We start from the raw sequence: 12395 nt of genomic DNA, 5'->3' as shown, positions 1-12395 counted from the left end.
CGCTCCGCTATAGTCGGTCGCCATGTCCCCCCGCATCCTCTCCACCACGCTGCTGGTCGTGGCCGGAGCCCTGCCCTCCGTATCCGGCACCGCACTGCGCTGGAATCCGCAGGCGCAGGCCGCGCCGATGGCCGCCACCATCGTCGACGCCGATCCGCAACTGCTGCGCGTGCGCGCCGCGATCGAAGCGGCCGAGCGCGGCGACTTCGATGCCGCGCAGTACGCCGATCTCGCACGGCATCCGCTCTACGCCTGGATCGAATACGCGAACCTGCGCCGCAACATCGACGATGTCGGCGCGCAGCAGGCGCAATCCTTCCTCACGCGCTACGACGGCCAGGCCGCGGCCGAAGCCTTCCGCGAAATCTGGATCGCCGAAACTTCGCGACGCGAGGACTGGGCCGCGCTGCTCGCCGCCTGGAAGCCGTCCGTGCGCCGCACCGAGTTGCGCTGCGCGCAATGGCAGGCGCGCCGCGCGCTGGGCCGCGACGATGCGCAATGGACGGAGGAAGTGCAGGCGCTGTGGCGTAGCGCCGACGAGCCGTTGCCGTCCAACTGCGACACGGTGTTCGCCGCGCTCGCCGCCAAGGGCGGTCTGACGCCCGAGCTGCGCTGGCAACGCATCGATGCCGCCGCGGCCGCCTGGCAACCCGCAGTGATGCGCAGCGCGGCCCGCGGCCTGCCCGCCGACGAGGCCGCGCTCGCCAACGACTACGCCGCCTTCCTCGAAGCCATACACACGCGCGCGCTGGGGTGGCCGAAGACCGAGCGCAGCCGGCGCGTGGCGTCGTACGGACTCGCGCGCCTGGCCAAATCGGTGCCGCTGGCGGCCGAGGCGCAACTGCCGCAGTACGCGCAGGCACTCGAATTCACCGAGGAAGACCGCGCCCGCGTGCTGTACCAGATCGCGCTGTGGACCGTAGCCTCGTACGAACCCGAATCGGCGCAGCGCCTCGCCGCGGTGCCGCCGTCGGCGTACGACGAACGCCTGCACGAATGGCGCGCGCGCGAAGCGATGGCGCGTTCGGACTGGCGCGCGGCGCTCGAGGCGATCCGCCACATGGGCGAAAAGCAGCGCGGCGAATCGCGCTGGCAGTACTTCGAGGCACGCCTGGCCGAACTCACCGGCGACAGGCCGACCGCGCAGCGCCTGTACCGCGAGGCGGCGAACAAGCCCGAGTTCCACGGCTTCCTCGCCGCCGACCGCATCGACGCGCCCTACACGCTGTGCCCGTGGCTGCCCACCGATGCCGATGCGCAACGCGAAGCGGTGGCGCGCGATCCCGCGCTGGTGCGGGCGGTCGGCCTGTACCGCATCGATCGCCGCGGCTGGGCCACGCGCGAATGGGACGACGCACTGCGCCGTTTCGACGACACGCAACGCCGTCTGGCCGTGGAAGTGGCGCAGTCGCACGGGTGGTTCGACCGCGCGGTGTTCGCGCTGGGCAAGACGCCGGCGGGCGAAGCGCGACCCGACGAGTCGCGCCTGTACACGCTGCGCTTCCCGCTGCATCACGACGCCACGATCCGTCGCGAAGCGGCCCGCAACCGCCTCGACCCGGCGTGGGTCGCCGCGGAGATCCGCGCCGAAAGCGTGTTCGATCCGCGCGCGCGTTCCGGCGCGAACGCGATGGGGCTGATGCAGATCCTGCCGGGGACGGGCGCGACCGTAGCGCGCACGCTCGGTCTCGACTGGGGCGGCGCGGATTCGCTCTACGACCCGGACACCAACATCATCCTGGGCACCGCGTACCTGCGACAGCTGCTGGACAAGTACGGCGGCCAGCCCTACCAGGCCATCGCCGGCTACAACGCCGGCCCCACCCCGCTGGCGCGCTGGCAATCGCAACGCCCGGGCATGGATCCGGACTTCTGGATCGAGACGGTCAGCTACAAGGAGACGCGCGATTACGTCGCGCGCGTGCTCGCCTTCAGCGTGCTCTACGACTGGCGCCTCAACGGCAATGCGCTGGCGCTGACCGAGCGCATGCGCGGTCGCCTCGACGGTCCGCGCAAGAAGTTCGTCTGTCCGCTCGCTGCGGCGCCGACGCCCGCGCCTGCCACTCCACCTGCATCCACCACACCCGCATCGCCGCGCACGCCGACGAAATCGCGTTGATGCGCCCCGCACGCAGAGGACACCCGCCATGGGCCTGATCGACACCCTGCTCGGCCATGCCAGCGAGAAGGACCTCGGCCGGATCGCCGAGGACTTCGCCCCGCTGCTCGCGCCGGGCGAGAGCCTGCAGCGCGCGTTCGGCCTGGTGCGCGATCTGATCGTGTTCACCGATCGCCGCCTGGTGTTCGTCAACAAGCAGGGCGTCACCGGCAGCAAGGTCGAATACCTCAGCGTGCCCTACCGCAGCATCGTGATGTTCTCGATCGAGACCGCCGGGCATTTCGACCTGGAAGCCGAACTGCGCATCTGGGTCTCCGGACAACCCGCGCCGCTGACGCGCAGCCTGGGCCGCAACGCCGGCGCGCAGGACATCGTCGCGCTGCTCGCGCAACACGCCCCACCGGCGCGCTGACTGCGCCCGCGGCGTGCGGCAACGGCACGCCCGGCGCTTCCCTTAAACTTGCGCGATGGAGATCTATCTCGTCGGTGGCGCCATCCGCGATCGCCTGCTCGGCCTCGGGCACGGCGATCGCGATTTCGTCGTCGTCGGCGAGACGCAGGCGTCGATGGAAGCGGCGGGCTTCAGGACCGTCGGCCGCGATTTTCCGGTGTTCCTGCATCCCGATACCGGCGAGGAGTACGCGCTCGCCCGCACCGAACGCAAGTCCGGGCGCGGCTACCGCGGCTTCGTCGTCGATGCCGATCCGTCGGTGACGCTGGAGCAAGACCTGCAGCGGCGCGACTTCACCATCAACGCGATCGCGCAGGACGCCGGCGGCAACCTCATCGATCCCTTCGGCGGCCAGCGCGACCTCGCGGCGCGGGTGTTGCGCCACGTCGGCTCGGCCTTCGCCGAGGATCCGCTGCGCGTGCTGCGCGCGGCGCGCTTCATGGCCCGCTTCGCCGGACTCGGCTTCACCGTCGCGCCGGAAACCATGGCGCTGATGCGGGAGATGGTCGCCAGCGGCGAGCTGGCCGAACTCACGGCCGAACGCGTGTGGCAGGAACTGCGCCGCGCGCTCACCAGCGCGACGCCGTCGGCGTTCCTGCGCACGTTGCACGAGTGCGGTGCGCTGGAAACGGTGCTGCCGGAAGTCGAGGCGCTGTACGGCGTGCCGCAACGCGCCGAGTACCACCCGGAGATCGACACCGGCGTGCACGTCGAACTCGTCTGCGACATGGCCGCGCGCCTGGCGCCGGGCGACGAACTGGTGGCGTTCGCCGCACTCACCCATGACCTGGGCAAGGCGCTCACGCCCGAACACATCCTGCCCAAGCACATCGGCCACGAAAACGCCGGCATCGCCCCGCTGCGCGCGCTGTGCGAGCGCCTCAAAGTGCCGGTGGAACACCGCCAGCTCGCCGAGTGCGTCTGCCGCGACCATCTCAACGTGCATCGCGTGGCCGAACTGCGCGCCTCGACCGTGTACGAACTGATCGCGCGTTGCGACGGCTTCCGCCGCCCCGAGCGCATCGAGCGCATCGCGATCGCGTGCGAAGCCGACAAGCGCGGCCGCGCCGGCCTGGCCGACGTCGAATACAGCGCCGGTCCGCTGCTGCGCCTGGCGCATGCCGCGGCGATGTCGGTGCGCGCGGCCGACCTGCCGGGACAATTGCAGGGCCCCGAGCTCGGCGAGGCGTTGCGGCAGGCGCGCATCGTCGCGATCGCGTCGGCGACCGGCAAGCGGCCCTGAGCTGAGGCTGCGGCCGCATCCGAAGCGCATTCGCACGCGTTCCGTTCCCGGGGAGAAGAAGTGCAAGCGCCAATTCGCTGTGCTCGCACCCGGCATCTGCCTCCCATCTCGCGTATGCATTCCTCTCCCCGCTCGCGGGGAGAGGTGCCCCGAAGGGGCGGTGAGGGGAGCGAGCGCAGCGAGCGGCTTTGGCTTTTGTTCTCCAAGGGTGAGGAGCAAAAAGCAAAGGCAGCTCGCTGCGCTCGCCGCCCCTCATCTGCCCCCCGATTTAAGCATTCGGGGGCAGGCTCTTCGGGCATCTTCTCCCCGCAGGCGGGGAGAAGAAGAGCAACACCCCACTCGCTGTGCTCGCCGCCCCTCATCTGCCCTTCGGGCATCTTCTCTCCGCGAGCGGGGAGAAGAAGAGCAACACCCGACTCGCTGTGCTCGCACCCGGCATCTGCCTCCCATCTCGCGTATGCATTCCTCTCCCCGCTCGCGGGGAGAGGTGCCCCGAAGGGGCGGTGAGGGGGAGCGAGCGCAGCGAGCTGCTTTGGCTTTTGTTCTCCATCGGGTGAGAAGCAAGAAGCAAAGGCAGCTCGCTGCGCTCGCCGCCCCTCATCTGCCCTCCGGGCATCTTCTCCCCGCAAGCGGGGAGAAGAAGACCAAAAAAACGGGCGGCCGAAGCCGCCCGTCGTTACCACCTTGCAGTCGCTCCGCTCAGAACTCGAAGCCGACCTTCACGTACCACTCGCCGCCATTGAAGCCGTACGGCGACGACAGCGGGTACTGCGCGCCCAGGAAGTTGAGCACGGAGTTGGGCTGCTTGTCGGGGTACTCGTCGAAGATGTTGTTGCCGCCGACGGTGACGTGGGCGCGGTCGTCGAACAGCTTGAACGTCACCGCCAGGTCGAACAGCCACTTGGCGTCGAACGAAGCGGTTTCGCCGAACGTCACGTCTTCCCAGCCGTCGTAGCGGTTGGCGCGCGCGGTCACGTCGAAGCTCCACGGCGAGCGCCAGTCGAAGGTCAGCACCGAGCGGTTGTTCGGCAGCTGGTTCTCCAGGTCGGCGACGCGTTCGCCGTCGAGCACCGGGTTGCCGTCGAACGGATTGGTGTCGACGTGATCGACTTCCTGCTTGTTCCAGCTGTGACGCAGGTCGAAGGTACCGGTGCCCCAGTTGCCGAAGTCGGCCTTGTAGATCGCGACCAGGTCGATGCCCTGCACGGTGCTGTCGAAGCCGTTGGTGAAGTACGACACCTGGCCCGGCAGCGCGGACAGCGGGATGCCGGCGTCGATCAGCGCCTGCTGCTCGGCCGAGCCCGGGGCGATCGCGATGTTGCGCAGCGCGATGCGGTCGTCGACCTTGATGTTGTAGTAGTCGACGGTGAGGCTGAAGTTGTCGCTCGGCGTGTAGACGAAGCCGGCCGAGTAGGCCTGCGACTCCTCCGCCTGCAGCGGCACCGCGCCCAGGGCGATCGCGGCGGGGCTGTTGACCGGGAAGGTGCCCTGCGGGATCAGATTGCCGTTGGAGTCGGCGGTCGTGGTGACGTCGAGCGTGTTGATCTGGCCCGGCGTCGGTGCGCGGAAGCCGGTGTTGACCGTGGCGCGCACGGCGAACGTGTCGGTGGCCTGGAAGCGGCCCGACAGCTTCCAGTCGAAGGTGTTGCCGAACGAGGAGGAATCCTCGAAGCGGCCGGCCACGCCCATCGTGAAGCGTTCGACCACGTCGGCTTCGAGGTCGATGTAGGCCGCGCGGCTGTACTGGCTGAATTCACCCGCTGCATCCGGCGCGTCGCCCTGGAAGCCGTCGGAACCGAAGCCGAACAGCGCCGCGGTCGGACCGATCTGCCACGACGGGAAGTCGCCTTCGGCGATCTTGTAGGTCTCCTCGCGCCACTCGGCGCCGAAGGCCACGTTGATCGGCGAGGCGAAGACCGAGTTCTCCCACGGGAACGAGAAGTCGGCATTGGCGCCGCGCTCGAGCTGGGTCAGGAAACCGGGCTCGAACGTGGTCGGGCTGAGCGCGCCCAGACTCGGGTTGATCGAGTCGATCAGCTTGTAATACACGCGGTTCTCGCCCTGGCGCAGGCTGAGATCCCAGTTCAGGCCGTTGCCGAACTTGCCGCGGGCGCCGAACACGCCTTCGTAGTCCATCAGGTCGGCGGCGATCGTCGGCGTGTAGCCGCCGGGGAACTGCGTGTAGATCGGATTGAGGGCGACGAAGCCGGACGGGCTGGTCGCGTCGGCGGTGAGGTAGTCGTTCGGATCCAGGCCCTGCGCGATGATGCTGTCGACCAGCGCCTGGTCGACGTTGTCGGGCAGGCCGTCGGCATTGGCGTCGACCATCAGCGTGCCGCGCGGCGCGACACCCGGCACGCCCACCGGTGTGCGGTAGAAGAAGCTGGAGTTGTACTTGGTATCGGCGTAGCTGCCGAAGCCGTACAGGCTCACGCTCTCGTTGAGCGGAATCTCGGCGTTGAAGAAGGTGCGCAGGCCCTTGCCGTTGGGATCGCCCCAGCGCTGGCCCAGGCCATCGAACGGCACCTGCTCGCGGCCGATCGCCGCGCCGACCAGCGCCGCGTTCGCCTGCGGAATGCCGCGCGAGGTGAAGTCGCTTTCGAAGTACTCGGCGGTGAGGTTGAAGAAGCCGTCTTCGGTCAGCGGCAGGCCGAGGTTGAACGAGGTGCGCCACTTGTCGCCGTCGCCCTTGAAGGTCGAGCCGTACTGGGTATCGACGCGCACGCCTTCGGCGTTGTCGTTGAGGATGATGTTGACCACGCCGGCGATGGCGTCGGAACCGTACTGCGCCGACGAACCGTCGCGCAGCACTTCCACGCGCGAGATCGCGGCCGAGGGAATCAGGCCGTAGTCGACCGCCTGCGAACCCTGGTTGACCGTGCCGAACGGCTCGGCCTGCAGGTTGACCAGCGCGGAGCGGTGGCGGCGCTTGCCGTTGATCAGCACGAGGGTCTGGTCGGGCGGCAGGTTGCGCAGGTTGGCCGGGCGGATGAAGGCGGTGCCGTCGGCGATCGGGAAGCGCTGGGTATTGAACGACGGCGCCACCACCGACAGCTGGTCGGTGAAGTCGGCCGAGGCCTGGCGTTCCAGGTTGGCCGGGCGGAACACGTCGATGGGGGACAGCGACTGGGTCGGCGAGCGGCCCTGGACGCGGGTACCGGTGACGACGAGCTGGTCGAGCTCGACGGCTTCCTTGGCGGGTGCGGCCTGCGTGGCGGCGGGAGCGTCGGGCTGAGGCGCCGGCGGGGTCTCCTGGGCGAACGCGGGCGATGCGAGGCCGGCGGTCAGCGTGGCGACCACGGCCAGCGCCAGGCGATTGCGGTTGAAGTGCGGCATGGCGGGAATTCCTTTCTTGTAGTGGAGAGGGCTGCCCCTGAAAGCCCCGGCCGAGCTTCATTAATTTTTAACTTTTGCGCAAGCAGTTCTCTCGCTTTGCCGAATCCGGGTGCGGACGCGCATCGCCGCGGGTGCCGTGGTCGCGCGCCAGGCGCGGGAAAAAGACGCGAGTAACCGGTCATCGCAAGCCGGATGGCTGCGACCGGCCGCGCCGCCCGCCGCGTGGTTGCGGCGATGCAGCACGGTCCGCTCAGCGCAGACGGGCGTCCAGGCGCTGCAGCCAGCGCGCGGCGGGCGTCAGCGCCAGCAGCAGCCCGAGCGCCACGCCGGTGGCATTGGCGAGCGCGTCGGCCGGGTCGGCCATGCGCGTGCGGGTGAGCAGCGCCTGCGCGAATTCCAGGGCCACGCCCAGCGCGACCAGGCCCAGTCCCGCGCGCACCTGCCCCCGCCAGCCGGCGAACAGCAGCACCGCGAACGCGGACAGGCCGCCGTAGCCAACCAGGTGTTCGACCTTGTCGAAGTTGCGCGGCACCGACATCGCCGGCGGCGGCGTGAGCGACAGCACCACGACCGCGGCGATCGCCAGACCCCACACGGCCAGCCACAGGCGCGGCCGGCGGAAGGCGCGCAGCGAGGACCCGCGCGCCGCGCTCACAGGCGGAAACTCAGGTCGCCGGCCAGGAAGGCGACGCCGAACTCGACGTCCTTCTCGAAGCCCATCACCTGGAAGCGTTCGCCCATCTCGCTGGGCAGGGTGAGTTTCTTCACCTCGTTGCGCCGGCGCTGCTGCTCGCTCGCGTCGTGCATGCGTTCGATGCGTTCGAGCACGCCGGCCATGCCGTTGCCCAACAGGAAACTGGCCTGCGAGCAGTAGCCGGCGAAATCGAAACCGGCGGCGACCCCCGCTTCGGCCAGTGCGGTGAAATCGACCGAGGCGGTGAGGTCCTGCAGGCCCGGCCACCGCAAGGGTTCGTCGTGCATGCGGTGGCGGTAGTAGGCGCGCAGCGTGCCGTCGCTGCGATCGGCCTGGTAGAACTCGCCGCGCGGATGTCCGTAGTCGACGAACAGCATCGCGCCGCGGCGCATGCCGCCGGACACGGCCTGGACCCAGTACGGCAGCTGCGGCAGCACTTCCGAGCGGTAACCATCGGCGAAGTTGCGCTCCAGGCCGCGTTCGACATGGCGCACGGCATTGGCCAGGAACGCGTCCGCCGGGCGCAGGGTGCGCGCGAACCCGTCGCCTTCGACCGTCACGTATTCCTCGTACACCTCGCCGTCGCGGATCGCGAAGCGCGGCGTCGGCAGCGCATCGATCACCTCGTTGGCGAACAGCACGCCGTCCCACGCGTCCGGCAGCGGGCCGTTCAACCATTCCACCAGTTCGAACAGCGTCGGCGGCAGGTGCTGCTGCAGGCGTTCGCGCTGGCGTTCGCGCAGGTCGGCGCTGGGTTCGAGGATCAGGTAGCGGTCGGGCAATGCGTCGAGTTCGAGCAGCCGCTTGAGCGCGACTTCGGCGAATGCGCCACTGCCGCCGCCGAGTTCGAAGAACAGCGCGCTCGCACCGAGCTGCTGCAACACCGACGCCACGCTCTCGGCGATGCAGGCGGCGAAGATCGGGCCGAGTTCGGGTGCGGTGACGAAATCGCCGCCCTCGCCGAACTTGCGCGCGCCGGCGCTGTAGTAGCCCAGGCCCGGCGCGTAGAGCGCGAGTTCCATGAAGCGCGAGAACGGGATGGCGCCGTCGTTGGCGGCGATTTCCTGGCGGATCAGCGCGGACAGGCGCGCGCTGTGGGCCAGCGCATCGGCATCGGGCGCGGGCAGCGCGGCGGTGGGGTCGGGGGACATGCGGCCGGAAGTCATGCGGCATTATCCCCTGCGCCGCGTGCACAATGCCGCGACCCGAAGGAACCGTCCGGCATGAATTCCGCCCGCCCCGTCGCCCTGGTCACCGGCAGCGCGCGCCGCCTCGGCGCGGCGATCGCGCGCACGCTGCATGGCGCGGGCTACGATCTCGCGCTGCATTGCCGGCATTCGCGCACCGAACTGGACGCGTTGGCCGCGCAGCTGGAACGCGTGCGGCCTGGCAGCACCTTCGTGCAACAGGCCGAGCTCGCCGACTTCGATCGCCTGCCCGAACTGGTCGCGCATACGATCGGCCGCTTTGGCCGCCTCGATGCGCTGGTCAACAACGCCTCGGGCTTCGCGCCGACGCCGATCGGCACGACCACGCCGGCGCAATGGGACGCGTTGTTCGCCAGCAATGCGCGCGCGCCGTTCTTCCTTGCGCAGGCGGCGGCGCCGCACCTGGCGGCGACGCGCGGCGCCATCGTCAACCTCGCCGACATCTACGGCGAACGCCCGCTGCGCGAACACACCGTGTACTGCATGGCCAAGGCGGCGCTGCTGATGCTGACGAAGTCACTGGCACTGGAACTGGGGCCGGACGTGCGCGTCAACGCCGTGGCGCCGGGCGCGATCCTGTGGCCGGAAGACGGCGGCGACGCGAACAAGCAACAGGCGATGCTCGCCCGCACGCCGCTGGGCCGCACCGGCACCCCGGAGGAAGTGGCCGAAGCCGTGCGCTGGCTGCTGCAGGACGCGCACTACAGCACCGGGCAGGTGCTGCATCTGGATGGCGGGCGGTTGCTGAGCTTGTGATGTCTTCCTTCTCCCCGAACGCGGGGAGAAGGTCGAAGCAGGCGACAGCCTGCTGAGGGAAGGGCGGATGAGGGGCGCCGGCGAAGCCGGCGGCTGCTGCAACACGTCCCCTCACCCTGCGTCGCTTCGCGACGCTATCCCTCGCTCTGCCCCCGGCCCTCGCGCACAGCGCGAGGGCGGCGTGCACGCGCCAGTGGCGCGTCAGCAGCACGCTTGCTCCCCGCAAGCGGAGCGAGGGGAGTGGAAGGCGAGTGGTAGGACGACGCCTACTTCGCCTGGAACGCGCTTTCCAACCGCAAAGCGCGGAACGCCGGCGGCGCCTCGCCCTGCGTCGCATAGCGGTACAGCGCGGCCGAATAGATGCCGCTCAAGGCCGCCTGATACACGCCGAGCAGCAGCAGCGCGATCACGAACACCACGCCCACCGCGATCGCCAGCGCCATCGACACCTGCGCGGCCAGGTACGCCAGCAGCGCGCCCACGAGGACGATGCCCAGGCTGATGAAGCCGAACACCAAGCCGATGCCGACGTTGCCGATCGCGTTCTCGCCCCAGGTGCGCCTGAGCAGGCCCGCGCTCTTCTTCAATGCCTCGACCGGCCCGACGTTCTCGGCCACCAGCACCGGCACCACCAGGAACGTGGCCAGCGTCCACGCCGCGCCCAGGCCGCTGCCGAGCAGCCGGACCAGCAGGTTGTCGTCGTCCTTCATGCGCTTGAGGAACAGGCCCACGGTCGCGGCGATCGCCGCATAACCGAGGATCGCCGGCAGGCGCGCCTTCGCCGCATTGAAGCCGTCGGCGAGGGTCGGATCGCCGCCGTCGAGGCGGATCATCGCCGCGCCGACCAGCGCGCAGTTGCAGAACAGGATCACCGCGTACTGGCAGAAGTAGAACGCGAAGACGACCACGGCACCGACCACGCTGAAGCCGTCGGCGAACATGCGCGTCGCCCACACCGGCAACAGGAACGTCGCCAGCACCACCAGCGTCAGCAGGCCCGAGATGATCGGGAACAGCATCAGCTCCTTGTCGGAGCGCAGTACCGCGGCGCTCGCCCGGGCCAGTTCCCAGCTGCGCGAAAACCTGTCGAACATCGTCCTGTTCCCCGTGGATGCCTCATGGCACCGCGCATCCTCGGACCAGAATGCGCCTCGTGCAAGTCGGGCGGCAGCAGCGGCATGGAAGCGCAGCGGGCGCCGCTTCGCCAAGCGCGCGATACCGGTGAGACATCTGAATTTGCACCGTTGCCCGTGCGCCGCAGCCGGGCGTGACCGGTCGTGTGCTGCGCGCCGTCGCGCCAATTCGAGCGGCCCAAGCGCGTACGCCACGCGATTGGCAATGGAACGCGATTGCGGAGCTACAGCTCGATCCGCGCCATCACGGCATGCCGATCCGGATGCGCGTCCCACAGCTGCGCCAGCGTGCGGCCCGTGCCCGGCACCACCGTGTCCGGCGCGATCTCGGCCAGCGGCCGCAGCACGAATGCATGCTTCAGTTCGTCGCGCGGGATCTGCAGGTGCCCTTCACCCTGCAGCACGCGGTCATCGAACAGCACGATGTCGATGTCGAGCGTGCGGTCGCCGAAGCGCGGCCCGCTCCGGTCGCGGCCGTGCGCGTCTTCCAGCGCATGCAGCCAGGCGTTCAGTGCGAACGGATCGAGTGTGGTTTCGATGATCGCCGCGGCATTGAGGAAGTCGCCGCCATCGAAGCCGACCGCGCGGGTGCGATACACCGGCGACAGCACCATCGCGCCGAAGTGCCGGCGCAGCGCGGCGATCGCTTCACGCAGGTGCTGCTCGGGATCGCGATTGCTGCCGAGACTGAGGTAGGCCTTGCTCATCGGTATCCGGGTCTGCGGTTCTCCTCCCTGTTCGCCGCAGGCGAAGGGGAGGCCGGGAGGGGGTGTTGCGGTTGGCGGTTCCGGGCGGGAGTCAAAAGCAAAAGCACCCCTCCCCAACCCTCCCCTGCGCTACGCGCAAGGGAGGGAGTCAAAAGCAAAAGCCCCCTCCCCAACCCTCCCCTGCGCTACGCGCAAGGGAGGGAGTCAAAAGCAAAAGCCCGCTCCCCAACCCGCCCCTGCGCTACGCGCAAGGGAGGGAGCCAAGTCTGGCGCAGCTGCGCGCAAGGGAGGGAGTTGAGTCTGGCTTCGGCGCTAACGGCTGCGCTCGATGATCACGCCCACCGCGCGCGCGCCGCGCACCGCGCCGGGCTTGCTGAGCTTGAGCCGCACGTGCTGCACGCCGAATTCGTCGAGGATGATCGCGGCGACGCGCTCGGCCAGCGTCTCCACCAGGCCGAAGTCCGACTGCGACACGTACTCGATCAGGCGCTTGCTCACCGCCTTGTAGTTCAGCGTGTCCCCGATCGCGTCGCTCGCCGCGGGCACGCGGTTGTCGAAGCTCATCTCGACGTCGAACAGCAGCGGCTGGCGGATGCGCCGCTCCCAGTCGTAGATGCCGATCAGCGCCTCGATCTCGAGGGCTTCGATGAAGACTTTGTCCATGGGGAAAGGCGGAACGGGGAATAGGGAATGGGGATCGCTGCTGTGGAACGGACGCGTGGGAAGGATAGAGGGTCGGTGGATGCGG

Annotated in this window: 10 protein-coding genes; 4 read left to right on the top strand and 6 right to left on the bottom strand. The window is 69.3% G+C overall.

Features of this window, described 5'->3' with window-relative positions; genetic code table 11:
• Nucleotides 1-58 precede the first annotated feature (58 nt).
• The 3 genes from ACFPN1_RS14720 to ACFPN1_RS14710 are packed head-to-tail and all read left to right on the top strand — an operon-like array spanning nucleotide 59 to nucleotide 3813.
• On the top strand, nucleotides 59-2119 hold the full coding sequence (locus ACFPN1_RS14720; RefSeq protein WP_386755987.1) for a lytic transglycosylase domain-containing protein: 2061 nt from the start codon (nucleotides 59-61) through the stop codon (nucleotides 2117-2119).
• A gap of 28 nt (nucleotides 2120-2147) precedes the next feature.
• A complete protein-coding gene (locus ACFPN1_RS14715; RefSeq protein ID WP_386755921.1) occupies nucleotides 2148-2531 on the top strand; it encodes a PH domain-containing protein in 384 nt (127 codons plus the stop codon).
• A gap of 55 nt (nucleotides 2532-2586) precedes the next feature.
• Nucleotides 2587-3813, top strand: coding sequence for a multifunctional CCA addition/repair protein (locus ACFPN1_RS14710; protein ID WP_386755920.1), 1227 nt, complete (start codon nucleotides 2587-2589; stop codon nucleotides 3811-3813).
• Between the two features lie 699 nt (nucleotides 3814-4512).
• Here ACFPN1_RS14710 and ACFPN1_RS14705 read toward each other — a convergent pair.
• The 3 genes from ACFPN1_RS14705 to ACFPN1_RS14695 all read right to left on the bottom strand — a co-directional run bounded on the left by ACFPN1_RS14705 (nucleotide 4513) and on the right by ACFPN1_RS14695 (nucleotide 9009).
• Entirely contained in the window at nucleotides 4513-7149 is a 2637-nt protein-coding gene (locus tag ACFPN1_RS14705; RefSeq protein WP_386755918.1) for a TonB-dependent receptor plug domain-containing protein, read from the bottom strand.
• 250 nt (nucleotides 7150-7399) lie between these two features.
• Nucleotides 7400-7804, bottom strand: a complete 405-nt coding sequence (locus ACFPN1_RS14700; protein WP_386755917.1) for a VanZ family protein — start codon at nucleotides 7802-7804, stop codon at nucleotides 7400-7402.
• Nucleotides 7801-9009 (bottom strand): class I SAM-dependent methyltransferase, encoded by a 1209-nt coding sequence (locus ACFPN1_RS14695; protein ID WP_386755916.1) that lies wholly within the window; start codon nucleotides 9007-9009, stop codon nucleotides 7801-7803. The genes ACFPN1_RS14700 and ACFPN1_RS14695 overlap by 4 nt, the downstream gene beginning before the upstream one ends.
• Before the next feature lie 57 nt (nucleotides 9010-9066).
• On the opposite strand from ACFPN1_RS14695, the gene ACFPN1_RS14690 reads away from it, so the two are divergent.
• Nucleotides 9067-9807, top strand: coding sequence for a pteridine reductase (locus ACFPN1_RS14690; RefSeq protein WP_386755914.1), 741 nt, complete (start codon nucleotides 9067-9069; stop codon nucleotides 9805-9807).
• 266 nt (nucleotides 9808-10073) lie between these two features.
• Here the strand turns inward: ACFPN1_RS14690 and ACFPN1_RS14685 are convergent, their stop codons facing one another.
• The 3 genes from ACFPN1_RS14685 to folB all read right to left on the bottom strand — a co-directional run bounded on the left by ACFPN1_RS14685 (nucleotide 10074) and on the right by folB (nucleotide 12310).
• The gene (locus ACFPN1_RS14685) at nucleotides 10074-10901 is read right to left on the bottom strand and encodes a DUF6159 family protein (protein ID WP_386755913.1); all 828 of its coding nucleotides are present in this window, start codon (nucleotides 10899-10901) and stop codon (nucleotides 10074-10076) included.
• A gap of 263 nt (nucleotides 10902-11164) precedes the next feature.
• Nucleotides 11165-11647 carry a 2-amino-4-hydroxy-6-hydroxymethyldihydropteridine diphosphokinase gene (gene folK / locus ACFPN1_RS14680; protein WP_386755912.1) on the bottom strand — a complete coding sequence of 161 codons (483 nt, stop codon included), beginning with the start codon at nucleotides 11645-11647 and terminating at the stop codon, nucleotides 11165-11167.
• Between the two features lie 312 nt (nucleotides 11648-11959).
• Complete coding sequence (gene folB, locus ACFPN1_RS14675) at nucleotides 11960-12310, bottom strand: dihydroneopterin aldolase (RefSeq protein ID WP_386755911.1); 351 nt, start codon at nucleotides 12308-12310, stop codon at nucleotides 11960-11962.
• Between the last annotated feature and the right edge of the window lie 85 nt (nucleotides 12311-12395).

The sequence above is a fragment of the Lysobacter yangpyeongensis genome (assembly GCF_042655745.1).
GTDB classification, from domain to species: Bacteria; Pseudomonadota; Gammaproteobacteria; order Xanthomonadales; family Xanthomonadaceae; genus Agrilutibacter; species Agrilutibacter yangpyeongensis.
Note: the sequence above shows the minus strand (reverse complement) of the source record. Positions and strands in the feature narration are given on the sequence as shown.